We start from the raw sequence: 26,625 nt of genomic DNA, 5'->3' as shown, positions 1-26,625 counted from the left end.
CAGTTTCCTGCGCCCTTTTTTTCAAACTGAGAGTGTCGAACCTTAGAGGTCGAGAACCAGACGTTCTGGGGCTTCAAGGCTTTCCTTGACGCGCACGAGGAACGTCACGGCTTCCTTGCCGTCGACGATGCGGTGATCATAGCTCAGCGCCAGGTACATCATCGGACGGATCACGACCTGGCCGCCGATGGCGACTGGACGTTCCTGGATCTTGTGCATGCCCAGAATGCCCGACTGTGGGGCATTCAGGATTGGCGTCGACATCAGCGAACCATAGACGCCACCATTGGAGATGGTGAAGGTGCCGCCCTGCATGTCGGCCATCGACAGCTGACCGTCGCGGGCCTTCTTGCCGAGATTGCCGATTTCCTTTTCGATTTCGGCAATCGACATCTGGTCGGCATTGCGAACCACTGGAACCACGAGGCCCTTGTCGGTGCCCACAGCCACGCCAACGTGGGCGTACTGCTTGTAGATCAGGTCATCGCCATCGATCTCGGCGTTAACGGCCGGGATTTCCTTGAGGGCGTGCACGACAGCCTTAGTGAAAAAGCCCATGAAGCCGAGCTTGACGCCATGCTTCTTCTCGAACAGCTCCTTGTAGGAATTGCGCAGGTCCATCACTGGCTTCATGTCCACTTCGTTAAAAGTGGTCAGCATGGCAGCGGTGTTCTGTGCTTCCTTGAGGCGACGGGCGATGGTCTGGCGCAGACGGGTCATCTTGACCCGCTCTTCGCGCGATGCGTCGTCAGCCGAGACCGGAGCGCGTGGCGCAGCCGGAGCCTTTGGTGCTTCAGCCGCCTTGGCTGGAGCTGGAGCCGCCGGAGCGGCAACAGCTGGCGCAGGCGCAGCGGCGGCTGGCTTGTTAATGGCTGCGATCACGTCTTCCTTCAGCACCTGACCACGCTTGCCCGAACCATCGATAGTGGCGCTATCGAGGCCATTTTCGTTGATCAGCTTCTGCGCGGATGGCGCTGGCGACATGGTCGTTGGTGCAGCTGGAGCCTCGGCCTTTACAGGCTCAGGACCGGCAGCATTGGCGGCTGGCACATCGGCCTTGGCTTCGGCTGGCTTTGGCGTAACGACAGCCCCTGCCCCGCCAATGGCGCCAAGCAGGGCGCCAACGTCAACGGTGGCGCCAGCTTCGGCAGCAATGGCTTCCAGCACGCCGGAAGCCGGCGCTGGCACTTCGATGGTGACCTTGTCGGTTTCCAGTTCGACAAGCGGCTCATCGGCGGAAACGGTGTCCCCAACCTTCTTGAACCACTGGCCGATAGTCGCCTCGGTGACGCTTTCGCCAAGAGTGGGGACGCGGATTTCAGTCGACATTCTTTTTATCCCTTATTCTGGTGAAGCGCTTAGCTTCCGAGCGCTTCATCGAGGAAGGCTTGCAGTTGGGCGAGATGGGTCCGCATCAGACCCGTGGCTGTTGAGGCAGACGCCGGACGACCGGTATAGCGCACGCGCTGGCCGGTACGGCCCATCTGGTCGAACACCCATTCAACATAGGGCTGAATGAACGCCCAGGCACCCATATTCTTGGGCTCTTCCTGGCACCAGATGATCTCGGCATTCTGGAAACGGCTCAACTCGTCCAGCAAGGCCTTTGCCGGGAACGGATAGAGCTGCTCGATGCGCAGCAGATAGACATCGTCGATGCCCTTCTTTTCGCGATCTTCCAGCAGGTCGTAATAGACCTTGCCGGTGCACAGCACGACGCGACGGATCTTTTCGTCGGGCACGAGCTTGATCGTGGTCTTGGGCGCGCCGGGGGCTTCGGCATCGTCCCACAGGAGACGGTGGAAGCAGCTATCAGGACCCATTTCGACCAGACCCGAGACGGCGCGCTTGTGGCGCAGCAGGCTCTTGGGGGTCATCAGGATCAGTGGCTTGCGGAAGTCACGGGTCACCTGGCGGCGCAGCGAATGGAAATAGTTCGCCGGCGTCGTGCAGTTGGCAACCTGCATATTGTCTTCAGCGCAAAGCTGGAGGAACCGCTCTGGGCGGGCCGACGAGTGCTCCGGACCCTGGCCTTCATAGCCATGGGGCAGCAGCATCACGAGGCCCGACATGCGGAACCACTTGCGTTCGCCCGAAGAGATGAACTGGTCGATCACCACCTGCGCGCCGTTCACGAAGTCACCGAACTGGGCTTCCCAGATCGTCAGAGCCTTTGGCTCGGCGAGCGAATAGCCGTACTCAAAGCCGAGAACGGCCTCTTCAGACAGCATCGAGTTGATGACTTCGTAGCGGCTCTGCTCGGGGTCGAGATTGTTTAGCGGGGTATAGCTCTTGTTGTCGACGAGCTGATCATTGAGCACCGAATGGCGCTGGCTGAACGTGCCGCGTTCGACGTCCTGACCCGATAGGCGCACCGGATGACCGTCGGTCACCAGCGTACCAAAGGCCAGAGCCTCGGCAGTTGCCCAGTCGATGCCTTCGCCCGATTCAATGGCGGCCAGACGGTTGTCCATGAAGCGCTTGACCGTCTTGTGGACGTTAAAGCCTTCGGGGATGCGCGTCAGGTCGGTACCGATCTTGACGAGACGGTCGATGCCGACGCCGGTTTCGCCACGACGTGGACCTTCTTGGTCGGCGGGGCGGAAATCCTTCCACGCACCATCGAGCCAGTCGGCCTTGTTCGGGCGATAGTCCTGACCGGCCTCAAACTCGGCTTCGAGCTTGGCGCGCCAATCGGCCTTCATCTTGTCGACTTCAGCAGCCGACAGCAGGCCTTCGGCAACCAGCTTGTCCGAATAGAGTTCGAGCGTCGACTTGTGCGCGCGGATCTTGGAATACATCAGCGGCTGGGTGAAGCTTGGTTCGTCGCCTTCGTTGTGACCGAAGCGGCGATAGCAGAACATGTCGATAACGACAGGCTTGCCGAACTTCTGGCGGTATTCGACAGCCACCTTGGCCGCAAACACCACAGCTTCCGGATCGTCACCATTCACATGGAACACCGGTGCTTCGATCATCTTGGCCACATCGGTCGGATAAGGCGAAGAGCGCGAATACATCGGGCTGGTGGTGAAGCCGATCTGGTTGTTGATCACGAAGTGGATCGAACCACCCGTGCGGTGACCCTTGAGACCCGACAGACCCAGGCATTCGGCAATAACACCCTGCCCGGCAAAAGCCGCATCGCCATGGATCAGCAACGGCAGAACCATCGAACGGTCCGGCTTGCCCTCAAGCTCGATATTGACGAGCTTGCCGTCTGGCGAAATGTGCTGGTCCTGCTTGGCGCGCGACTTGCCGAGCACGACGGGATCAACGATCTCGAGGTGCGATGGATTTGCCGTCAGCGACAGGTGAACCTTGTTGCCGTCAAAGTCGCGGTCCGAGGAAGCACCCAGATGGTACTTCACGTCGCCCGAACCTTCGACGTCGTCAGGATAGAACGCGCCACCCTTGAACTCGTGGAACAGGGCGCGGTGCGGCTTCTGCATCACCTGCGTCAGAACGTTGAGACGACCGCGGTGAGCCATGCCCAGCACGATGTCCTTGATGCCAAGAGCACCGCCGCGCTTGATGATCTGCTCAAGCGCCGGAATGGTGGATTCGCCGCCATCAAGGCCGAAACGCTTGGTGCCGGTATACTTGACGTCGATGAACTTCTCGAAGCCTTCAGCCTCGATCAGCTTGGAAAGGATGGCCTTCTTGCCTTCGGCAGTGAAGGTGATTTCCTTGTCCGGCCCTTCGATACGTTCCTGAATCCACTGCTTGGCTTCAGGATCGGAGATGTGCATGAACTCGATGCCCACCGTACCACAATAGGTACGCTGCAGGATCGCCAGCATCTCGGGAAGGGTCGCGTATTCAAGACCCAGATAGTTGTCGATGAAGATCTTGCGGCTGTAGTCGGCCTCGGTGAAACCGTAGCTAGCGGGGTCCAGCTCTGGGGCTGGCTCGTCAGCCTTCATCTTGAGCGGATCAAGATCGGCATGCAGATGCCCGCGCATACGATAGGCACGGATCATCATGATGGCGCGGATACTGTCACGCGTGGCCTGCAGCACGTCAGCAACGCTGGACTTGGCAACGCCGAGCGCCTCAGCCTTTTTGGCGATGGCCTTCTCGGTCTTTACCGCGACGGCGCCCCAATTGCCGTCAAGGGCACTGACCAGCTCGCTGGTCGCGGTCTGCGGCCAGTCGGTGCGGCCCCAGCTCGGGCCGTCCGCGTTTTGCTGGGCAACCCCTTCGCCATCGCCGAGCTTGGAAAAGAAACTTTTCCACGTCTCGTCCACGCTGGCCGGATCGTTTTGGTAGCGGGAATAAAGCTGCTCGATGTAGTCGGCGTTCCCACCATAGAGGAACGAAGTCAGCAAGAACGTGTCGTTCTTTTCCTGTCGTGTCATCGCTTTTTGTCGCGAGGCCCACGCCCCGCCATCCTTCTCAACGAACCGGCCTGAAGCCGGTCTCACGCGGTCCCTAGTTTAAGATCGGATACTGACCGCTTATCCTTAGTATCCTGTTAAGTGTAGCGCTCCCTGAGCAGGAGCGCGGCTGCGTAGACCTGTGGTTGCTACGAGCACGTTCGGCGTAACACCGTTGTGTGTCCGAAGCGCGACCGTGAGGCCGCTTTTGTGAGGGGATACCCCCACCTCGCCTCCCCCTGATAGGGGGGAGGAAGTCGACTGAAACATCGCGCCATTCGAGCGTAGCTCTCATGGCCTGCTCGCCTCAAATCGCTCCACCGGAGCGATTTGCCCTGTGGGACGGCGCTCAGCCCTTGAGCACTTCGGCCAGGGTGCGACCGATACGGGCTGGCGACTTCGACACGCGGATACCCGCAGCTTCCATCGCAGCAATCTTGTCTTCCGCGCCGCCCTTACCGCCCGAAATTACGGCGCCAGCATGGCCCATGGTGCGACCGGCAGGTGCGGTCAGACCGGCGATGAAACCAGCCATTGGCTTCTTGCGGCCGCGCTTGGCTTCGTCGATCAGGAACTGAGCGGCTTCTTCTTCGGCCGAACCACCGATTTCGCCGATCATGATGATCGACTTGGTCGCTTCATCAGCCAGGAACATTTCGAGCATGTCGATGAACTCGGTGCCCTTGACCGGATCGCCGCCGATGCCGACAGCCGTGGTCTGGCCGAGGCCCTCATTGGTGGTCTGGAACACTGCTTCATAGGTAAGCGTGCCGGAACGCGAAACAATACCGACCGAACCCTTCGAGAAGATCGAACCGGGCATGATGCCGATCTTGCATTCTTCCGGAGTCAGAACGCCCGGGCAGTTCGGCCCGATCAGGCGCGACTTGGAGCCGGCCAGCTTTGCCTTGACGCGAACCATGTCGAGCACGGGCACGCCTTCGGTGATGCAGACGATCAGCGGGATTTCCGCGTCGATGGCTTCTTCGATGGCGGCGGCTGCACCTGGAGGTGGCACATAGATCACCGACGCATTGGCGCCGGTGCGCTCCTTGCCTTCAGCAACCGATGCATAAACCGGCAGTTCGGTGCCATCGACACCCGACGACCAGGTTTCGCCGGCCTTCTTGGGGTTCACGCCACCAACCATCTTGGTGCCGTAATAGGCCAGAGCCTGTTCGGTGTGGAACGTACCGGTCTTGCCGGTGAGGCCCTGTACGAGAACCTTGGTGTCTTTATTGACGAGAATCGACATGGGTTTGGTCTCTCTTAGCGGGCGTTAGGCAGCTGCATTGACAGCAGCGACGATCTTCTGGGCGGCGTCGTCGAGATCGTCTGCCGAGATCACGTTGAGGCCGGACTGATTGAGGATCGCCTTGCCTTCCTTGACGTTGGTGCCTTCGAGACGGACCACCAGCGGAACCTGCAGGCCCACTTCCTTGACCGCAGCGATGACGCCTTCGGCGATCACGTCGCAGCGCATGATGCCGCCAAAGATGTTGACCAGAATGCCCTTCACAGCCGGATCGGCAGTGATGATCTTGAACGCTGCCGTCACCTTCTCCTTGGAAGCACCGCCGCCAACGTCGAGGAAGTTTGCTGGCTCAGCGCCGTAGAGCTTGATGATGTCCATGGTGGACATGGCAAGGCCGGCGCCATTGACCATGCAGCCGATATTGCCATCGAGGGCAACGTAGGCGAGGTCGAACTTGGACGCTTCGATTTCCTTGGCGTCTTCTTCGGACAGATCGCGCAGGGCCTTGAGGTCTTCGTGACGGAACGCTGCGTTATTGTCGAAGCTCACCTTGGCGTCGAGCACGCGCAGGTGACCATCGGTCATCACGATCAGCGGGTTCACTTCCAACAGGCTCATGTCGGTGTCGGTGAAGGCCTTGTAGAGGATCGGGAACAGCTTGGCCGCATCGACCTTGGCATCGCCATCGAGCGCCAGCGCCGAAACGATCTTGGCAACGTCAGCTTCGGTCACGCCCGTGGTCGGATCGATATCGACGGTGATGATCTTTTCGGGGGTGTGCTCGGCAACGGCTTCAATGTCCATGCCGCCTTCGGTCGACACAACGAACGACACGCGACCGGTGGAACGATCGACCAGCAGCGAAGTGTAGAGCTCGCGTGAAATGTCGGCGCCATCTTCGATATAGAGGCGGTTGACCTGCTTGCCGGCATCGCCGGTCTGCTTGGTCACCAGCGTATTGCCCAGCATTTCCCTGGAGAAGGCCACGACATCGTCGATGGTCTTGGCGAGGCGCACGCCGCCCTTGGCATCGGGGCCGAGTTCCTTGAACTTGCCCTTGCCGCGCCCACCGGCGTGGATCTGGCTCTTGACCACATAAAGCGGACCCGGCAGCGACTTTGCAGCAGCTTCTGCTTCGTCAGCCGAGAAAATGGCGACGCCGGCGGCAACAGGTGCGCCATACGACTTCAACAGCTCTTTGGCCTGATGTTCGTGGATGTTCATCTCAAGTCCCTTTGGATGGGCAAATCTCGTGTCGGTCACGGGGCCTGGACCCCCACCGCATCATTCCCGCCACAGCGGAAATCTCAAATCGATCTCCCAGATAGGGAGATCCCCGCTTGCGCGGGGATTGGGTCGTGTTCGTTATGCGAGCTTCGGCGCGATCTTCTTACAGGCTTCGATGAGCCCTTCGACCGAGGCGACCGACTTGTCGAACGCCTTTTGCTCGGCCGAGTTCAGTGCGATCTCGACGATCTTTTCAGCACCACCGGCGCCGATGACAACAGGCACGCCAACATAGGTCCCCTTCACGCCATACTGGCCATCAAGGTAAGCGGCGGCTGGCAGTACGCGCTTCTTGTCCTTGAGGTAGCTCTCGGCCATCGTGATGGCGGAAGCCGCTGGTGCGTAGAAAGCCGAACCGGTCTTGAGCAGGCCGACGATCTCGGCGCCGCCATCGCGGGTGCGCTGGATGATCTCGTCGAGACGTTCCTTGCTCATCCAGCCCATCTTGACGATGTCGGTCAGCGGAATGCCGGCAACGGTCGAGTAACGGGCCAGCGGCACCATGGTGTCGCCGTGACCGCCCAGAACGAAGGCGTTGACGTCTTCGACCGACACATTGAGCTCGTCAGCGATGAAGTGGACAAAGCGCGAGCTATCGAGCACGCCAGCCATGCCGATCACCTTATTGGCGGGCAGGCCGGAGAACTTCTGCAGCGCCCAGACCATCGCATCGAGCGGGTTGGTGATGCAGATGACAAAGGCGTCCTTGGCATATTTGGCAATGCCCGCACCAACCTGCTCCATAACCTTGAGGTTGATCTCGAGCAGATCGTCGCGGCTCATGCCTGGCTTGCGCGGCACACCGGCGGTGACGATGACAACATCGGCGCCCTTGAGGTCTTCATACTTGGAGGTGCCGGTGATCTTGGCATCAAAGCCTTCAACCGGAGCCGACTGGGACAGATCCAGTGCCTTGCCCTGCGGAACACCATCCACGATATCGAACAGAACGATGTCGCCGAGGTCCTTGAGAGCTGCCAGATGGGCGAGCGTGCCGCCGATCTGACCCGAGCCGATAAGAGCGATCTTCTTGCGCGCCATTAGTCCTCATCCCAGACTGCGTTGATTTGGCGCACGTCTTAACCTTAGCGGCCAACAGGGGCAAGTGAACCCTTCGTCTAAAGGGCGGTTTGTGCCTTGCTGATGGGTGAAGGGCCCCTGCCGTATGAGCAAGGAAGACATCGTTGTGTTGTCATTTTTGGAGCGATGGGGGGCTTGGAAGAGTACCGCCACCTGCAACTTCGTGGCACGCCCTCGTGGTTCGAGGGTCGCTTCGCTCCCACCTCACCATGAGGGCTGTTCCTGGTGCGGTTCTCAAGCAGCCCTCATGGTGAGGCGCGAGTTCTTACGAGCCTCGAACCACGAGGGCGTGGCACAGTCGTCGGGCAGACCTATTCCTGAACTTCGTGCGCCGCATCCCGCAGGCCCTTGGCCAGGTATTCCTCGGACTGCATCTCGACCAGCCGCGAGACTGTGCGCTGGAACTCGAACGCTGTCTTGTCATCAAGACCCAGCTGCTCCAGCGGCGCTGCAAAGCTGGCGCCGAGCTTGACGCCGCGATCGTAGAGATTGTCGATCAGCAGGATAAACCGCTTGGCGGCATCGGACTTGGTGCGGTCCATTTGCGGCACGTCGTCGATGATCACCGAGTCAAAATGGTGGGCGATGCGGACGAAATCGCGCGAGCCAAGGGGCTTTTCGCAGAGGTCGCGGAAGTTAAAGCGCGCCGCGCCCATCGCCACCAGCGGCACATCGATCTTGCGACCGATGCTTTCAACCACGCCCGGCGCGCCCGGCTCGCCGCCAGTGATGCGCAACCAGAGCCTGTCCATTTCGGCGCGAACGTCTGGACCGGTGCCAAAAGCATAGACATGCTGGCCGGCAAACTTCATGCGGCGATAATCCTGCGCCGCCGGCAGCGAAGCGACCGTCGTCTGCTGCTTGAGCAGTTCGATGAACGGCAAAAACAGCTGCCGGTTCAGCCCGTCCTTGTAAAGATCGTCAGGCAAAACGTTAGAGGTCGCCACCAGCGTCACACCATGCGCAAACAGCTTTTCGAACAGCCGATAAAGCAGCATGGCATTGGTGATGTCATGGACGTGAAATTCATCGAGACACAGCAGGCGCAGGCCGGAGCGGACGATCGGCTTGACCACCGCCTCGACCGGATCGGCGTCCTTGCCCTTGGCGCTTTTGCGGAAGGCCGCCATGCCGGCATGGATCTCGTCCATGAATTCATGGAAATGCACGCGCCGCTTTTGCGGAAACGGCGCAGCGGCAAAGAACAGGTCCATCAGCATGGTCTTGCCGCGCCCGACCTCGCCGTAAAGGTAGAGACCGCGCACCGGTTCGGGTTTGGCGAAGAGCTTGCCGAACAGACCCTTGGGCTGGTCAGCTTCGAGCCCGGCCAGCACATCGTCGAGCAACCCCGCCGCATCGCGCTGCGCCGGATCAGCCGTCAACGCGCCACGCTCGACGAGGGCGGCGTAAGCGGCGGTTACGGGGCGGAGGGAAGTGGGGGACATAGCTAAACCGGGACGGCCAACATTTCACCGCGTCATTCCCGCGAAAGTGGGAACCTCCGTTGCAACCGCCGGCGCTGTAAACAGAGGTCCCCGCTTTCGCGGGATGACATGGTGGGTGGAGAAGCACTCGCGCAAAAAACGCCCCGATTTTCACCGGAGCATCTTGATTAGCGGCTCATCGAGATGGCCTGGCCACCGCTGATGGTGCCGATATAGCGGCCGCTGCTTGGGGCGAGGAAGGCGGCGATGTTGCCGTTTTCATCATAGAGTTGCAGCTGGCTGCCGACCTGCTGCCAACCGGTGACCGACGCGATCTGCGACACGGTGCAACCCGGTGCCGAAGCGCGGTAATAGCTGGTGCCGGTCTTGGAGGTCATCGGCAGGTTGATGCGGCAGGTTGCCGAACCCGCGATGACGTTCCAGACGCCTTCTGGGCCATTGCTCATGCCGCCGCCAGCCGCTGGCTGGGCGAGAGGATCGAGCGTGACGAACGAACCGCCGGGAGCCGCTGGCGCGAGGCCGGGCTGGCCGAAGCCGGAATTGAGACCTGCAACCTGCTGATTGGCCGGAACGCCGCCAAGCACTGGCTGGCCCGAAAGACCGGGAGCCGGGGTGCCAGTTGCGCCGATGGCAGGCAGGGTACCCTGCTGCACCGTCGAGCCCTGAACAGGCTGCAACTGCGCCGGGGCGCCGATCGTGTTGAGGTTGGCCGTATTGGAACCGGTCGTCTGGCAGGCTGCCAGAAAAACGGCCATAGCCGCAATACCTACCGCGGACAACGATCCGCGCATCCAAACCGTCATGGGTCAGCTCCTGCCCGAAGGCTTAAAAAAGGTTAACAGCTTGACGCGCTTATAGCCAAACGTCACGCCGCGTACAACCGCCCGGTCCGCAACCGACCTAATGGGCAGCAATGTGGCCATTTAGGGGTCAGTCCCCGCCATCTCTCTCAACAGCTCGGCGGCCAGATCGGTTGCATCGGCCGCTTCTTCTTCTGGCACCTGCACTGGAACACCCTCTGGCCCGAACAGATTCGGCACGCCCGGCAGGCCGCCCTCGTTCTGTTCCAGCGGATGAAAACCATAGGCACGCAGCGCCACGGCAAGCGCACGCGCCTGCGAGGCATTTTTCGCCTGAGCGATGATCTGATAGGTCATAGACAGCTCCGCAACTGTTCCCGATCCTGACGCGCTATGGCTTTGGGAGCAAGGCTTGAGCCGCCAGATTGGCTGCATGGGCACAGCTTTGTGCGTCTGCGGCTTGCCAAGCGGTCGTCAAAGTGTTGCACTGACCCCTAAGCCGTTTCACCGCATGGTGATTTGCGGATGCCAGCAAGCAGCGCTTAGCTCCAGAAGACCAACTAGCCTGCCCGGAGAACCGATGGGCGCCTACATCGTTCGACGCCTGCTTTTGATGATCCCGACCGTGTTCGGCATCATGGCGATTTCCTTCCTCATCACCCAGTTTGCTCCCGGCGGACCGGTCGAGCAGGCTCTCGCCAATCTGTCGGGCCAGAACGCCTCCATCACCGAACGCATTACCGGCAGCGCAGGGGGCGATCTTGCCGCCCAACCCGGCGGTCAGGGCGGCGGATCATCCGCCTATCGCGGCAGCCAGGGCCTGTCGCCCGATCTGGTAGCGCGCATCGAAAAGCAGTTCGGCTTCGACAAGCCGCCGCTAGAACGGTTCGGGCAGATGCTGTGGAACTATCTTCGCTTTGATTTCGGCGACAGCTATTACCGCGACATCTCGGTGATCGACCTGATCAAGGAAAAGATGCCGGTCTCGATCTCGCTGGGCCTGTGGATGACGTTGATCGCCTATGGCGTTTCGATCCCGCTCGGCATCAAGAAAGCCGTCTCCGATGGCTCGCGCTTTGACGTCTGGACATCGACCATTGTCATTATCGGCTATGCCATTCCGGGCTTTTTGATCGCCATCGCGCTGGTCATTCTATTTGCCGGAGGGAGTTTTCTGTCCATCTTCCCCATGCGCGGGCTGACTTCGCCGGGCTTTGCCAGCTTCCCCTGGTGGCGGCAGATCATCGACTATTTCTGGCATCTGGTGCTGCCCATCACCGCCATGGGACTGGGTGCCTTCGCGACGACGACGCTGCTGACCAAGAACTCGTTCATCGACGAAATCGGCAAGCAATATGTCACTACTGCCCGCGCCAAGGGACTGACAGAAAATCAGGTGCTGTATCGGCACGTGTTCCGCAACGCCATGATGCTGATCATTGCCAGCTTTCCGGCAGCGTTCATTGGTGCCTTCTTTGGCGGCTCGCTGCTGATCGAAACCATTTTCTCGCTTGATGGGCTGGGCCTGCTTGGCGTCACCTCGGTGTCCAACCGCGACTATCCGGTGGTGTTTGCCACTCTCTATATCTTCAGCTTGCTTGGGCTCGTCGTCGCGCTGATTTCGGACCTTGCTTATATGTGGGTCGATCCGCGTCTTGATTTCGAGAGCCGCGAAGTATGAGCGAGATGAGCCAGCAGGCGGCTGTCATCGAGGCACCGCGCAACCGCTTTTTGAGCCCGCTCAATCGTCGTCGTCTCGACAATTTCCGCGCCAATCGCCGGGGCTTCTGGTCCCTGTGGATTTTCCTCGCGCTGTTTCTGGCAACGCTCGGCTCCGAATTCATCGTCAATGACCGCCCGATCGTCGTCTCCTACAAGGGCGAACTGCTGTTCCCCTCGGTGATCAACTATCCGGAATCCCAGTTCGGTGGCTTCCTCGCCGTCACCAATTATCGCGACGATTTCATCTCTGACGAAATCGACGCCAATGGCTGGGCGATCTGGCCGCCGGTCCGCTTCAACTACACAACCGTCGATGGCTTCCTGCCCTATTCCGGCGCCGTCGCCCCCAGCTGGACCATGAGCCACGCCGAAAACTGCGCGCGCTATCCGCTGCAGGACGCCGACCCAGACTGCAATTGGGGCAATTATCACTGGCTCGGCACCGACGATCGCGGCCGCGACGTGCTGGCCCGCCTGTTCTATGGCTTCCGCCTCTCGGTACTATTCGGCCTGACCCTGACCATTTTTTCCTCGGTGATCGGCGTCGTCGCCGGTGCCGTGCAGGGCTATTTTGGCGGCTGGGTCGACCTGCTGGCCCAGCGCTTCATCGAAATCTGGACCTCGATCCCGGCGCTTTATCTGCTGCTGATCATATCGAGCGTCATCGCGCCCAATTTCTGGGTGCTGCTGGGGATATTGCTGCTGTTTTCCTGGGTGTCGCTGGTGGGCATCGTGCGTGCCGAGTTTCTGCGCGGCCGCAATTTTGAATATATCGCCGCCGCCCGTGCGCTAGGCGTCTCCAATGTCACCATCATGTTCCGCCACCTTTTGCCCAATGCCATGGTGGCGACGCTGACCTTCATGCCGTTCATTCTCTCGGGCTCGGTGGTGACGTTGACCTCGCTCGACCTGCTCGGCTTTGGCCTGCCGCCCGGCTCGCCATCGCTGGGCGAACTGCTGGCGCAGGGCAAAAATAACCTGCAGGCGCCCTGGCTCGGCCTCACCGGCTTTTTCACCATCGCCATCATGATGACCCTGCTGGTGTTTGTCGGCGAGGCGGTGCGTGATGCTTTTGACCCCAGAAAGTCGATGGCATGACCGAGCCCCTCCTCTCCATTCGCGACCTGACCATTGCCTTCGGCGCCAATGAAGCGACGCGCCATGTCTCCTTCGATATCGCGCCCGGCGAGACCGTGGCGCTGGTCGGCGAAAGCGGCTCGGGCAAGTCGGTGACCGCGCTTTCCGTGCTGCGGCTGCTGCCGCCGTCTGCCAGCCTGAGCGGGCAAATCCTGTTCAAGGGCAAGGACCTTGTTGCGGCCCCACCGTCTGAACTGCGCGCCGTGCGTGGCAATGACATTTCGATGATTTTTCAGGAGCCGATGAGCTCGCTCAATCCGGTGCACACCATCGAGCGGCAGATCGGCGAAGTTCTAGCGATCCACCAGGGACTGCGCCCCAACGCCGCCCGCGCCCGCACTCTCGAACTGCTCGACGCCGTCGGCATTCCCGATCCCAAAGGACGGCTGGCCTCGTTCCCGCATCAGCTTTCGGGCGGCCAGCGCCAGCGCGTCATGATCGCCATGGCGCTAGCCAATGAGCCTGACCTGCTCGTCGCCGATGAGCCGACCACAGCACTTGATGTGACGGTGCAGGCGCAGATCCTCACGCTGCTCAAGGACCTGCAGCAGCGGCTGGGCATGGCCATGCTGTTCATCACCCACGATCTGGGGATCGTCAAAAAGATCGCCGACCGCGTCTGTGTTATGACCAAGGGCGAGATTGTGGAGACCGGGCCGGTCGCGCCGCTGTTTGCCAATCCACAACACGCCTATACCAAGCATCTGCTAGCCGCCGAGCCGCGCGGCAAGCCACCTGCCTCCGATCCGAGTGCGCCGTCCATCGTCGATGTCACTGATCTCAAGGTGTGGTTCCCCATCAAGCGCGGAGTGTTCCGCTCGGTGGTGGGTCATATCAAGGCTGTCGATGGCGTTGATCTCTCCATCCGCAAGGGCGAAACGCTTGGCGTGGTGGGCGAGTCCGGCTCCGGCAAATCCACCCTCGGCTACGCCGTGCTTCGCCTCATCCCGTCGGTCGGCCGCGTTGTCGTGCTCGGCAGCGAAGTGCAGGGTCGGTCGTGGAAGGCCATGCGGCCGCTGCGCGCCGACATGCAGATCGTTTTTCAGGACCCCTATGGCTCGCTGAGCCCGCGCCTGTCGGTCGACCAGATCATTGGCGAAGGGCTGTCGGTCCACGCGCCCCATATCAAGGCGCAGGAGCGCGATGCCCGCGTGGTCAAGGCGCTGGAGGAAGTCGGCCTGCCGCCGCAATCGCGCTTCCGCTATCCGCATGAATTTTCCGGCGGCCAACGCCAGCGCATCGCCATCGCCCGCGCCATGGTGCTCGAGCCCAGATTCGTCGTGCTGGACGAGCCCACCTCGGCGCTCGACGTCTCCATTCAGGCGCAAGTGGTGGACCTGCTGCGCGACATCCAGCAGCGGCGCGGCCTGACCTATATGTTCATCAGCCATGATCTCAAGGTTGTCCGCGCACTGGCCAACCAGCTCATCGTCATGCGCAACGGCAAGATCGTCGAACAGGGCGACGCCGCCGACATTTTCTCGGCGCCACAGTCGGACTACACCCGCGCCCTGATGGCGGCCGCTTTTGAAAGTGCCGTGGTGTCGCCAACCAGCCCTGTCATCTGATGCCAATTCCGCCTAATCTTTCCCACCTGAATTAACCCCGGAGCCGTCCGATGAAGTTCGCACCCCTCCTCGCTGCCGGCCTGTTGCTCGGCATGCTGTCTCCCGCTCTGGCGCAAACCCCCACCGATGTTTGGGTGCATGCAGACTCGCTGGTCGACAGCCCCAAATATCCCGAAGGCTTTGCCCATTTCGACTACGTCAATGTCGATGCCCCCAAGGGCGGCACCGTTCGCCTCGGCGACATGGGCGGCTTTGATACGTTCAATCCCGTGCTGCCCAAGGGCGAGGCTGCGGGCGGTCTAGGGCTGTTGTTTGAAACCCTGATGACGCCCTCATCGGACGAGTTCAGCACCTCTTATGGACTGCTGGCCGAAGCCCTCAAGGTCGCGCCCGATTATGGCTCGGTGATCTTTCGCATGAACCCCAAGGCCAAGTGGCACGACGGGGAGCCGGTGACGGCCGAGGACGTGGTCTGGTCATTCGACAAGGCGCGCGAACTCAATCCGAACATGGCGCAGTATTACGTCAACATCACCAAGGCCGAAGTGACCGCGCCGGGCGAAGTGACCTTCACCTTCGACCAGACCGGCAATCGCGAGCTGCCCAATATTCTGGGCCAGGTGCAGGTCTATCCAAAACACTGGTGGGAAGGCACGGCCCCCAATGGCAAGCAGCGCAACATCGCTGAATCCACCCTCGAGCCGCCTCTGGGCTCTGGCCCCTATGAGCTGGCCAGCTTTGATGCCGGCCGCACCATCACCTATCAGCGCGTCGAAGACTATTGGGGCAAGGACCATCCGACCCAGATCGGGCAGAACAATTTCGACCAGTATCGTATCGAATATTTCCTCGATCTGACGGTGCAGTTCGAGGCTTTCAAGGCCGACCAGTTCGACTGGTGGATGGAAAATCAGGCCCGCCGCTGGGCCACCGCCTATGATTTCCCGGCGGTCAAGGATGGCCGCATCGTGCGCGAGGAATTCCCGCAGGATTACGCCAATTCCGGCGTCGCAGTGGGCTTCATCACCAATCTGCGCCGCCCCAAATTCCAGGACGAGCGCGTCCGCGAGGCGCTCAATTATGCCTTCGACTTTGAGGAGTTGAGCAACACCCAGTTCTTTGGCCAGTATCAGCGCATCGACAGCTATTTCTTCGGCCTGCCCTTCGCCTCATCCGGCCTGCCGGAAGGCGAGGAACTGGATATCCTCAATTCGGTCAAGGACCTGGTGCCGGCAACGGTTTTCACCGAGCCCTATACCAACCCGGTCAGCGGCACGCCCGCCAAACTGCGCGCCAATCTCGGCCAGGCTGTGCGCCTGTTCGGCGAGGCCGGCTACACCATCCAGAACGGCGCCATGGTCGATGCCAACGGCACCCCGTTCACGCTCGAAATCCTGCTCAATGGCCCCACCATCGAGCCGGTCGCGTCAAACCTTGTCACCAATCTGGGCCAGATCGGCGTGCAGGCCACCATCCGCACTGTCGACAGCCCGCAATATATCAACCGCGCCCGCTCGTTTGACTATGACGTGATCTATGCCGGCTGGACCCAGTCCTTCTCGCCCGGCAACGAACAGCGCTTCTTCTTCGGCTCCTCGACTGCCAACGAAGCGGGCAGCCGCAACTATGCCGGCATCGCTGATCCGGGCGTCGACGCACTGATCGACAAGCTGATCCTCGCCGACAATCGCGAGACACAGCTTGCCATCACCAAGGCGCTCGATCGCGTGTTGCTGCACCACTATTACATGGTCCCCAGCTATACCCTGCGAAACACCCGCATCGCCCACTGGAACCGCTTCAGCCATCCCGAAACGCTGCCAGCGTTCTCGTCTGGTTTCCCCACGATCTGGTGGTGGGACGCGGAAAAGGCGGCAAAGACGGGTGGGGCTAGTCAGTAGGGGGCAGCCCAAAAGCAAGGATACCCCCACCTCACCTCCCCCTGAAAAGGGGGAGGAATTGGGCCGGTGATTGTCGAAGATTGTGCCACTTACTGGCGTTGCAGCCCGTGCCTCACCGGTCTTCCCTCGGGCTTGACCCGAGGGCCAGCGGAAGAGCCACGATGGCAGCTATTGGATAGTGGCCCTCGGGTCGAGCCCGAGGTCAGCATGGTGGGTGGAGAAGCAATGGCCCAGATCACGCGGCCCTCAAGCCACCGCCCCTAGTAATCCTGCTCGTAAAATACGCCCAGGCTCGAATTGCCGTCTTGCCCGGCAGCACCTGTCACCTTGAGGCTGTTGGTGACGTCGAGATTGATCGTCACCTTGCTCTGGCCGTTGGCGCCAGCTTGCACACCCAGGTAGATATTGTCCTGGAGATAGGTGCCGGCCTGGACCGCGACATTGCCCTGATCGTCGGTGACGACGTCTAGATCATCAAGACCTGCCGCGCCGCGAAGGCTATCAACCAGTCCACCGCCACTGCCACCGCCGACGAGTTCGGCGGCTGCGCCGGCCAGTTTGGCCAGCTGGAGCGGGGTCAGGTCGCCCATCGAGCGCTTGAAGATCAGGCGGCTCAGCACTTCGTCCTGCGGCAATTGCGGGCTCGAGGTGAAGCTCACATCGATATCGGAGGCGCGACCGGAAACCGTCACGAACACCGTGATGTCATCGCCCTGGGTGCGGGCCACAAAGTTGAGCACCGGATCAAGATCGCCGAGCAGCGTTACGGTGCCGCTTTCAAAGGTGATGCGCTGGCCCAGAATGGCGAGGCGACCACGGTTGAGCGAGAACCCGCCGACCGGCTGGATATTGTTGACGGGGCCCATCAGGCGCACCGAGCCACCCACTTCCGCATCGAGGCCACGGCCACGAATAAAGATCTGGTTGGGCGCGCTGACATTGAGGTCGAGCACCACACCGGCTGGCCGCTGCTGTGGGATCGGCGCGCCGCTGCGATCATCGATCTTGGCGCGTTGCAGCGTCTGTTCGACAGCGCGCGGAATGCGGATGTGGTTGACGTCGATGAGCTCTGCCCCACCACCGAAGTTTTCGGGGATGGTGATATTGGCTTCTTCGATGAGAACATCGCCGCGCAGCAGAGGCGAACCGGTGAGGTTGCCGGTCAGGCTCAGATTGCCCGACGCGGTGGCGACGAACAGGTTGCCGTCAGCATAGCGCGCCGAATTAAGGGCGACGCGGATGTCAGCCGGGAAACCATTCGTCAGGCCGATGGAGCCGGACGCGGACACCGAACCGCCCGTCGCCAGAGTGGTCGAGAGGCTGTCGATGACGACGCTGGTGCCGGTCAGGCTGGCCGAACCCGTAATGCCCTGCAGGCGCAGGTTCAGTTCCGGGTCGATATAGCCGGCATTGCTGGTAGCCACGCGGCCGCCGAATTGCGGATTGGCGACGCTGCCGGTAGCTCGGGCATCGATGGTGACGACGCCGCTCAGCTGCCCGCCGCGATCGGCGACAAAGCGATTGGCAAGGGCCAGAGGCGCCGAGCCATTGAGCGAAACATTAAGGCCATTGCCCTGTAGCGGCACCGTGCCAGAACCGGAGACGGTCAGGCCGCCGGAACCATTGGCCGAGATCGAGGCCAGCGTCACCGTACCATTGCGGAAGCTGCCATTGGCGGCGAGCGACAGCGGCGCAATGCCAAATTCGCTGATAGCGGCGGCATTGATACCGGCGGCGCGCGCATCGAAGCTCACCTGCGGATCGCTGCCTGTACCCGTGATGCTGGCGCGGCCATTGACCGTACCGGCAAGGCCCAGATCGGGGACGATGGTATTGGCAATCGACAGCGGCAAGGACGTGACATCGAGCGAGATATTGAGCGTCTCGCCAGCCGAACCGGTGGCGGTGATCGAGCCCGAGCCCACATCAAAGCGCACGGCGTTGAGCGAAACGGTCGAGCCGCTGACCTGAATGACAGTTGGCTGCGCGAGGCGGGCCGAAAGCTGGCCCTGCGTCAGCTGGGCGCGATCAAGACCGAGGCGATAGCCCGCTTCGACGGGCGCGAGCGAACCCGCGACATCGATATTGGTGCCCTGCGCCAGCGATGCCTGGGCGTCGAAACTGGTGGTCTGACCGCTCTGGCTGGCCTTGGCGGTCAACGTGGTGACGTCGACACCGGCAGCGGAAATATTGCGCGCATTGGCCGAACCATTGATGGCCGGAACGCCGAACAGATCGCCGACCGTGGCGCTGATATCGGCCGAGCCGACGCGGATGTCGTTGACGACGATATTGCGCACGTCGCCGCGCACGGTGGCGCCCTGCACGGACGCCCCCGCCCCCGATGCGACGGGTTCGAGAACCACGTCGAGATTGGCGGCGCCCTTGGCGTCGATCAAGGCCAAAGCAGCCGCGATGGCAATGTCGGGCGACTGCAAGGTGAGGCGACCATTGATCAGCCCGCTCTCGCCGTCCCGCGTTGCGCCGCCGCTGATCTTGGTGCCGGCGGCCTGGAAGGTCAGGTCGCTCAGGGCCTGCGTATTGCCGGCAACACTGACGTCAGCGCCAAGCGTGGCGCGATGGCCTTCGATATCGGCTTGGCCGGTCAGCTTGCCGATAAGGCCTGCATCGGCGTAGCGGCCGTCAAAACCGAACTGGGCATTGGCAAGGTTGCGGCCTGACAAGCGGCCCTGCGGAACCTTGGCAGTGAGCACCAGATCGATGCCCGCTTCGGCGGTGCCCTTGGCGGTGCCGACGACGGCAAGCGCGCCGGAGGCCTCGTTGGAGAGGAGCGCCAGATCGCTGAGGTCGAGGTTGAATTTGAAGTCGGCCAGATCGCTCGAATAGCTGCCATCGGCAACCATCTGCACCTGCCCATTGGCGATGCGGAACTGGTCGGCGGTGATGCCCGCCTCCGTCCGCGCCACCCGACCGCTGAGCGATACGGTGCCGGCCAGCAGGCCATCCGCAACGTCGTCGCCGATGGCGAGATTGGTGCCCGTACCGTCAAGTGTCAGGTCAAACCCGCCGCTGAGCGGCATGATCGAACCTGTTGCCTTAAGATCCAGCCCACCGTCGAGGTCACGGCCCGCCAGACCCGAGAACGGCGAAATGCTGGCCGTTTTGAGGTTGATGTCGCCGTTGAAATCGAGGCCATCGAGCTGGCCAGCCATCGCCGCCGTCAACGCCTTGCCGACGATGCGGAATTCGGCGAGTTGCACAGGCTGTCCAGCATTCCAGAGCCCGGCAATGCCAAGCCCGATGCTATCGCCAAGCGCCGCTTCGATTTCTTCGGAAGCCACGATGCCCGACAAAGCGCCGTCGCCGTTAAAGGTCACGCGACGTGTGGCGGGATCGGACAGGTTTGCCGCGACGCCACCAAGGGTCAGCGTCAGGTCTTTGGAGGCGAAATCATCGGTTTCAAACCCGGCAATCGCCAGCGTCGAATTCCAGTTTTCGCCGGCAGTGCCACCGAAATTGATGCCCAGCTGGGCCGAGCCGACCAGCGTCGAACTGCCCGGCACAGGAAGGGTCACCTTGCCACCGGCAGGATCGGCCACAACGGCATTGAGCGTCAGTGCCTTGAGGAAGTTGTCCGGGGTCGTTTCAGCCGCCGCTTCAAGCGACAGCTGGCCGCCGCTGAGGCGCAGGCCGCTGACAGAAATGCCGCCTGCGGCATGGATGGTCGCATTGGCCGTCAGCGCGGTTTCGGTACCGAAGAACGGGCGATAGGGCTCGGCGATCAGGGTTGCCAACGGACCGCGCAGGTCGGCGGCAATGGCGATGTCGCCTGCTGACTGCTTGACCGTCGCGACGCCCGCGAGGGCGGTCTGGCCATTTGCCTGCAATTGCAGATCGGTGCGCAGATCAGTGACGGCACCGTCGCCCTTGACCGTCAGCGTGACGGCGGGGCGATTTTCGATATTGAGCAGGTTGGCGATCACGCCGTTTGGCGGTTCGACCAGCGACAGATCGAGCGCGATCTTGTTTTCGGCATTGCCGTAATTGACGTCGAGATCCAGCGTGCCGCCGGGACCATCGAGACGCACGATAGCGAGATTGGTATCGAGATTGCCGCCATCCAGCGTCAGTGCGCCGGTCAGCGAGATTTCCGAACCGAGCCCGAACACGTTCTCGCCGAACGTGACCTTGGGGATCGACAGTTCGCCGAGCACCACCGCAACCGGCAGTTCGGGCACCGAGAAGCCGCCAGCTTCAGCCGATGGCAGATCGATATTGCCTTCGACCGGCACCGCATTGCGCAGATAGTCAATGGAATCGGCCTTGAGCGAGCGCACTTCCAACCGACCAAGGAACAAAGCCGCCTGGTTCCAGTTCAGCGTCGCGTTGTTGATGCGCAGCCAGACGCCCTCTTCATCGGAGATGGTGATCTGGCGGATGGAGACGTCGGAGCCAAGGATGCCATCGATATTGGACAGACGAATCTGGCGTTCGGGCGTCGACAGGCGATCCTGCACGAAGCTGGTCAACCAGTCCTTTTGTTCCTCATTGTCCATCGTCTGCGCGTCCTGCGCGACAAGAACGGCAGGCGCGGCGAGGCCAGCGACAACGAACAGGGCGACAAGCAGTCGCCGTGGTTTTGCGAACAAACGGCGCATCAGAATGCCTGCCCTATACCGACATAGAGAGCCCAATCAGGATCATCGGCCTTCTTGTTGAGCGGCACTGCCAGATCGAGCCGCAAGGGCCCAAGACCGGTGTAATAGCGCGCGCCAATACCAGCGCCGAAGCGCATATCTTCGAGGTTCGGGAACTCGTTATTGGCCACGACGCCGCCGTCGATAAAGCCGACCACGCCGATATCCTGGGTGACCTTGGCCCGCGCTTCGAGCGAACCTTCGATCAGATAGGCACCGCCCACGACATTGCCCGCACCATCGTCAACGCCGATGGACTTGAAACCATAGCCGCGCACCGAACCACCACCGCCGGCAAAGAACAGTTTGTCGGGCGGAATTTCGCTGACGTCGGGACCAACGAGCGCCCCGGCCTTGAGCCTTGCGGCCAGAACATAGGCGTCGTTTTCGCCAAAGCCGAAATAGGTCCGGCCTTCGATGACGACACGCCCGGCGGCATTGCCATATTTAAACTCGTAGAACGGCTCGAGCTCGGCATCGAGATACCAGCCCTGGGTCGCATTGACCTTGTCGTTGCGGAAGTCGAGCGTGGCGCCGCCATAAATGCCGGCGGTCAGGAAGTCGCGCGTGCCGAACTTGACGTCTTCAAACTGGGCGCGCTCAAGCTGGGCGCCACCGCGGAAGGTGATCTGGTCCGAGAAGATGTGGGTCAGCCCCACCCGGCCCATCGCCGATGTCTCGGTGAAGGTCGGATAGATCGTCCGCTCGGCCGAAACCGCCGCCACCAGATCGGTGTCGGGCGTGAAAATGCCCGGCTTGGTGAAGGTGCCGCCGAAGTAATAGTCGAACTGGGCGGTATCGATCGGGAAGGCAATGCTGGCGACGCGCGCATCGAGCCGCAGCCGTTCAGCCTGCCCAAAGAGGTTGCGCCACAGGTGGAAGGCTTCAAGGCCAAGGCCATCAATCGTTGAATAGGTCGCGCCCGCGCCAAAGCGGCGGCCGGGCAGTTCCTGCACGATCAGATTGTACGGCAACAGCCCATCGGCGCCGATGGATTCGGCCGCTTCAAGCCGCGCTGCGCGGAACACTTCGAGCCGGTCGAGACGCCGCTGCGCCAGCTTGATTTCGTCCGGATCGTATTCCTCGCCGACCGTCAGCCCGGTCTGGCGCCGCACGAATTCTGGGTCCATCGCCTCGGTGCCGGTGACGGTCACATCGCCAAAGGCAGCTCGCGCACCCGGATTGACGGTAATGGTCACATCGACAGTATTGGTCGCGTGATCGGCCACCACATCGCGGGTGGAGATGACGGCCTTGGGGTGACCCTGCTGGCGCCAGGCTTCGAGCGATAGCTGCTCGGCGCGCAGAATAACCGACGACTTGGCAACCTGACCGGTGCCAAAGCCCTGGCTCGACGGCGGATCGACATGATCGTAGGGGTCCGACGTCGGCAGCGCCTGATTGACGATGTTGACGCTGTTGAAATGAAAGAGCGGGCCGGGATCGACGACGATGGAGACGTCCACCGGATTGGGGAGCTTCGCATCGGGCGGCAGATTGGCCGCTTCGACACCACCAACGCGAATACTGGCGACGCCACCGTAATAGCCTTCATTATAGAGCGCGGCGACAATGCGGCGATAATCGCCGCGCGCCTTGGCCAAAAGGCCTGCTGCGCCCGAGGCCGGGGTATCCTGATCGGCAACCAGCGCGGATGCTCCGCGCACGGTGCCTTCAAGCGATCCGGTGGCGTTGACGGTCACCGTCACCGAATAGGGTGTTGGGTCGGCGATCACAGCTTCGGCGTCAGCCTCGCTCTGATCTTCAAACAGCTTGATGCCGAAAATTTCAAAGGCAGCAGCAGGCATTGTCGCCATGCCGAATCCGGCAGCGGCAACGCACAAGGCGCCAATACTCGATACTAAACGCGCGATATGCAGTGGACCAGTTCCCGCCCGTTACGCTTCAACCACTTGAGGCAGAAGCTTATATTGCCCCTTGGGAAAAGAAGATTCCGTTAAGCACCTTCAACCCGAATGCGTCGACGCGACACGCCTGCCCAACAGGCGTTCATTTCGTGGCCAGTTTAGGGCGAGCAATCGTCGGGAAACAACCTTTGGGACGATTTATTTAGAACTGGATCAACAATCGTGACCTATCGGGCACACCGATATTACTCCCGGGCCAGCGCTTCCACGGGGTCAAGTCTGGCCGCCGAGCGGGCGGGCATGAAGCCGAAAATCACCCCGATCAGGCTGGCCGAGGCAATGGCAAGCACCATCGATTGCACCGAATAGCTGACCTTGGAACCACTGATCAGCGTGGTCAGCGCCGTGCCGAGGCCGAAGCTGAGAGCCACACCCACTGCCCCCCCGACAAAGCAGACCAGCACCGCCTCGATCAAAAACTGCCGCAGGATATCGCCGCGCCGCGCGCCCACCGCCATGCGGATGCCGATCTCCTTGGTACGCTCGGACACGCTGACCAGCATGATGTTCATCACCCCGATGCCGCCCACGACCAGCGAAATCACGGCAATGGTGGAGATCAGCAGCGTCAGCGTGGCCGAAGTCGATTCGATGGTGTCGCGAATGGTGGCTGTGTTCTGGAGGAAGAAATCGGTCTTGCCGCCATGTAGCCGGGTCACCAGCTCGATGATCTCGGCTTCGGCATCGGCCATGTTGAAACCGTCCGCCACGCGCACGGCAATCGAAGCCAGATAGGACTGGCCCAGAATACGGTCCATCGCGGTCGTATAGGGCACATAGACATTGGCGCTGTTGCCGCCGGGGCCAAAGCCGGTGGTATTGGCGACGACGCCGACCACCCGAACCGGCACGCTATCGAGGATGATCACCTGTCCGATGGGGTCTTCGCCATTGATGAAGAACGCCGCGCGGGCGTTTTCGTCGATCACCGCTTCCTGCGTGCGGTCGCGGATGCTGATGGCGTTAAAGCCCACGCCCTCATTGAAGGTGCGGCCATTGACCTGAAAGAACCCCGCGCCAACGCCGGTGATCGACGCATTGGTCGCGGTATTGCGATAGCGCACCGTGGAATTGGACGAGACCTGCGGCGAGACGCTATCGGCATAGGGCTGGGTGGCAATGGCGTCAGCGTCGGACGGCAACAGCGTCTGGATGCGCGCGCTGCGCCGGTCGCCAAACCCGGTCCCAGGATAGACGTTGATCGTGTTGGTGCCTATCGAGGAAATGTTCTGCAGCACCGTTTCCTGGCTGCCCTGCCCCAGCGCGACGACGCTGACCACCGAGGCAATGCCGATGATAATGCCGAGCATGGTCAGGAAGGTGCGGAGCTTGTGGGCAATCATGGCGCGCACGGCCATGCGCAGCGCCTCAAGGCCGCGATCGAGCCCTTCGCGCCAGCGCGCGATCTTGCGGATGGTTTCCTTGGTGCGATCGACCCGTGTATCGGCGCCGGTGCGCCGGTCGTCGATGATGACGCCGTCGGAAATCTCGATCACCCGCTCGGCCTGCGCCGCAATAGTGGGGTCGTGGGTGACGATGATGATGGTGTGGCCTTCGCCATGCAGCTCATGCAGCAGGGCCATCAGCTCCTTGCCGCTTTTGCTGTCGAGCGCGCCGGTCGGCTCGTCGGCCAGAATGACGTCGCCGCCATTCATCAGCGCCCGCGCTACGCTGACGCGCTGCTGCTGGCCGCCCGAAAGCGCATTGGGCCGATGATCGAGCCGGTCGCCCAGACCAAGCCGGGTAAGCAGATCAATCGCCCGCTGCCGCCGCGCGCCGGCATCAACACCGGCATAAATGGCCGGGATTTCCACATTCTCGACCGCGTCGAGATCGGGCAGCAGTTGATAGCGCTGGAAGATGAAGCCGAAATGCTCGCGCCGCAACTCGGCCAGCGCATCGGGGCCAAGCTTGCTGACCTCGCGACCGCCGAACAGATAAGTGCCCTTGGTGGCCCGGTCGAGACAGCCTAGGATGTTCATCAGCGTCGACTTGCCCGAACCCGACTGGCCGATAATGGCGACCAGCTCGCCCTGGTGAATGTCGAGATCGACATCCTTGAGCACCGTCACGGCCTCGCCGCCAGTCTGGAACTGACGGGTCAGGCCGCGCAGGGAAATGATTGGATCGGCCATATTTATGGCCGTCCCATCATGCCCAAGCCACCACCGGGGCCGCCAAAGCCGCTCGGACCACGTCCTGCGCCGCCACCGGCGCCGGTTGCCGTCGCAGGACGGGCCCCGCTATTGCTGACGACTTCCTCGCCAGCATTGAGGCCGCCTTTGATCTCGGCGCTGATATTGTTGTTGAGACCCACTTCGATCCGGCGCGGCGTCACCGCCTCGGTCTTTGGATCAAACACATTGACCATCACGCCACCATCCTGACCGCGCCGCGTGACGAGGGCCGATGGCAGCAGCACGGCATCCTGCACTTCGGCGAGCACGATGGTCACCTGGGCGGTCATCGAGATGCGCAGCTTGTGGTCGGGATTGGGGACGTCAAACAGCCCGTTATAGTAGATGGCCGTATCGGTTGACGCGGTGTCAGAGCTGATGGAAGTGGGCGCGGGTTCGATCTCGCGCAGAGTGGCGTCGATCTGCTTGTCGGGTTCACCGAGGATGGTGAAATAGACCCGCTGCCCTGGCGTGACCCGCACCACATCGGCCTCTGAAATCTCGGCCTTGATCACCATGGTATCGAGGTCGGCGATCTTGACGATGGTTGGGATGGATTGGTTGGAGGTGACGGTCTGGCCGGCCTCGACCAGCACCGCAACGATGGTGCCATCGCTGGGCGCGATAATCTTGGTGCGCGACAGGTTCAGCTCGGCCGACTCGACGCTGAGTTCGGACTGGGCGATCTGGGCATAGAGCTGGTCGATCTGCGCCTGAATGGAATCCACTGCGGTCTGCGCCGTTTCGAGGTCGGTACGCGATACCAGACTATTGGCATTGAGCTGCTGATTGCGCGACAGGGCTGACTCGGCCTGCACCAGCGACGCTTGCTGGCTCTTTTTCTGGGCCTGATTGCCGGCGAGCACCGCCTGGGCCGACTTGACGGCATTTTCCTGATTGAGGCTGTCGATCTCGACGATCAGATCCCCCTTCTTGACCTCCTGCCCGAGCACGACATGCACGGCCTCGATGCGGCCAGACACTTCCGCGCCGACGCTGACCAGAGAATTCGCCTGCAGCACGCCGGAGGCCAGCACCGTCTGCTCGAGATCGCCCCGCGAGGCGACGACCGTATTGGGAACCGTCGATGCCTGAGGCGCAGCCAGAAAATACCACCAGCCGGCAAAAGCCGCAGCGCCCAACGCGATCAGTACCAACAGCCACTTCAAAAAGGTCTTCAAGCTGCACCAATCCATTTATTGCCAGTCCAAAATAGGGCGTGGCGGGGCAAAGTTCACGTTAGGACTTGGTAAGCTAGCCCTACAAATCGGTAAGGTTTGGCAGATCG

The 26,625-nt window shown here is 61.5% G+C and carries 16 protein-coding genes; 4 read left to right on the top strand and 12 right to left on the bottom strand.

From position 1 onward, the window contains the following. Positions 1–42: 42 nt before the first annotated feature. The 8 genes from odhB to ABIE28_RS02005 form a co-directional block, all read right to left on the bottom strand. Positions 43–1,329 (bottom strand): 2-oxoglutarate dehydrogenase complex dihydrolipoyllysine-residue succinyltransferase, encoded by a 1,287-nt coding sequence (gene odhB, locus ABIE28_RS02040; protein WP_354059662.1) that lies wholly within the window; start codon positions 1,327–1,329, stop codon positions 43–45. Between the two features lie 29 nt (positions 1,330–1,358). Next, positions 1,359–4,361: a 2-oxoglutarate dehydrogenase E1 component gene (locus tag ABIE28_RS02035; protein WP_354059660.1), complete on the bottom strand. Its 3,003-nt coding sequence runs from the start codon at positions 4,359–4,361 to the stop codon at positions 1,359–1,361. Between the two features lie 367 nt (positions 4,362–4,728). Then, positions 4,729–5,634 (bottom strand): succinate--CoA ligase subunit alpha, encoded by a 906-nt coding sequence (sucD, locus tag ABIE28_RS02030; protein ID WP_354059658.1) that lies wholly within the window; start codon positions 5,632–5,634, stop codon positions 4,729–4,731. 24 nt (positions 5,635–5,658) lie between these two features. Continuing rightward, positions 5,659–6,858, bottom strand: coding sequence for an ADP-forming succinate--CoA ligase subunit beta (gene sucC / locus ABIE28_RS02025; protein WP_354066383.1), 1,200 nt, complete (start codon positions 6,856–6,858; stop codon positions 5,659–5,661). Positions 6,859–6,999: 141 nt separating this feature from the next. After that, a complete protein-coding gene (gene mdh / locus ABIE28_RS02020; protein WP_354059656.1) occupies positions 7,000–7,962 on the bottom strand; it encodes a malate dehydrogenase in 963 nt (320 codons plus the stop codon). 350 nt (positions 7,963–8,312) lie between these two features. Beyond that, complete coding sequence (gene zapE / locus ABIE28_RS02015; protein WP_354059655.1) at positions 8,313–9,446, bottom strand: cell division protein ZapE; 1,134 nt, start codon at positions 9,444–9,446, stop codon at positions 8,313–8,315. Positions 9,447–9,613: 167 nt separating this feature from the next. Further along, complete coding sequence (locus ABIE28_RS02010; RefSeq protein ID WP_354059653.1) at positions 9,614–10,249, bottom strand: AprI/Inh family metalloprotease inhibitor; 636 nt, start codon at positions 10,247–10,249, stop codon at positions 9,614–9,616. A gap of 120 nt (positions 10,250–10,369) precedes the next feature. Continuing rightward, on the bottom strand, positions 10,370–10,603 hold the full coding sequence (locus ABIE28_RS02005) for a hypothetical protein (protein ID WP_354059651.1): 234 nt from the start codon (positions 10,601–10,603) through the stop codon (positions 10,370–10,372). Between the two features lie 223 nt (positions 10,604–10,826). On the opposite strand from ABIE28_RS02005, the gene ABIE28_RS02000 reads away from it, so the two are divergent. From ABIE28_RS02000 to ABIE28_RS01985, 4 genes are read left to right on the top strand one after another with little or no spacing between them, the layout of a single operon-like run. Continuing rightward, entirely contained in the window at positions 10,827–11,927 is a 1,101-nt protein-coding gene (locus ABIE28_RS02000) for a microcin C ABC transporter permease YejB (RefSeq protein WP_354059649.1), read from the top strand. Further along, positions 11,924–13,066 carry an ABC transporter permease gene (locus ABIE28_RS01995; RefSeq protein ID WP_502913350.1) on the top strand — a complete coding sequence of 381 codons (1,143 nt, stop codon included), beginning with the start codon at positions 11,924–11,926 and terminating at the stop codon, positions 13,064–13,066. The genes ABIE28_RS02000 and ABIE28_RS01995 overlap by 4 nt, the downstream gene beginning before the upstream one ends. Continuing rightward, the gene (locus ABIE28_RS01990) at positions 13,063–14,673 is read left to right on the top strand and encodes an ABC transporter ATP-binding protein (RefSeq protein WP_354059647.1); all 1,611 of its coding nucleotides are present in this window, start codon (positions 13,063–13,065) and stop codon (positions 14,671–14,673) included. Before ABIE28_RS01995 ends, ABIE28_RS01990 begins: the two co-directional genes overlap by 4 nt. A 50-nt stretch (positions 14,674–14,723) precedes the next feature. Continuing rightward, a complete protein-coding gene (locus tag ABIE28_RS01985) occupies positions 14,724–16,574 on the top strand; it encodes an extracellular solute-binding protein (RefSeq protein WP_354059645.1) in 1,851 nt (616 codons plus the stop codon). A 260-nt stretch (positions 16,575–16,834) separates the two neighbouring features. Here the strand turns inward: ABIE28_RS01985 and ABIE28_RS01980 are convergent, their stop codons facing one another. The 4 genes from ABIE28_RS01980 to ABIE28_RS01965 all read right to left on the bottom strand — a co-directional run bounded on the left by ABIE28_RS01980 (position 16,835) and on the right by ABIE28_RS01965 (position 26,518). Further along, positions 16,835–21,193 carry a translocation/assembly module TamB domain-containing protein gene (locus ABIE28_RS01980; protein ID WP_354059644.1) on the bottom strand — a complete coding sequence of 1,453 codons (4,359 nt, stop codon included), beginning with the start codon at positions 21,191–21,193 and terminating at the stop codon, positions 16,835–16,837. Beyond that, complete coding sequence (locus tag ABIE28_RS01975) at positions 21,193–23,049, bottom strand: autotransporter assembly complex protein TamA (protein WP_354059642.1); 1,857 nt, start codon at positions 23,047–23,049, stop codon at positions 21,193–21,195. Before ABIE28_RS01975 ends, ABIE28_RS01980 begins: the two co-directional genes overlap by 1 nt. A 296-nt stretch (positions 23,050–23,345) precedes the next feature. Beyond that, positions 23,346–25,295, bottom strand: coding sequence for a MacB family efflux pump subunit (locus ABIE28_RS01970; RefSeq protein WP_354059640.1), 1,950 nt, complete (start codon positions 25,293–25,295; stop codon positions 23,346–23,348). Positions 25,296–25,297: 2 nt separating this feature from the next. After that, complete coding sequence (locus ABIE28_RS01965; protein WP_354059638.1) at positions 25,298–26,518, bottom strand: efflux RND transporter periplasmic adaptor subunit; 1,221 nt, start codon at positions 26,516–26,518, stop codon at positions 25,298–25,300. Positions 26,519–26,625: the final 107 nt, after the last annotated feature.

Origin of the sequence: Devosia sp. 2618 (assembly GCF_040546815.1) — a bacterium.
GTDB lineage: Bacteria > Pseudomonadota > Alphaproteobacteria > Rhizobiales > Devosiaceae > Devosia.
This window is presented reverse-complemented; position numbering and strand designations above follow the sequence as displayed.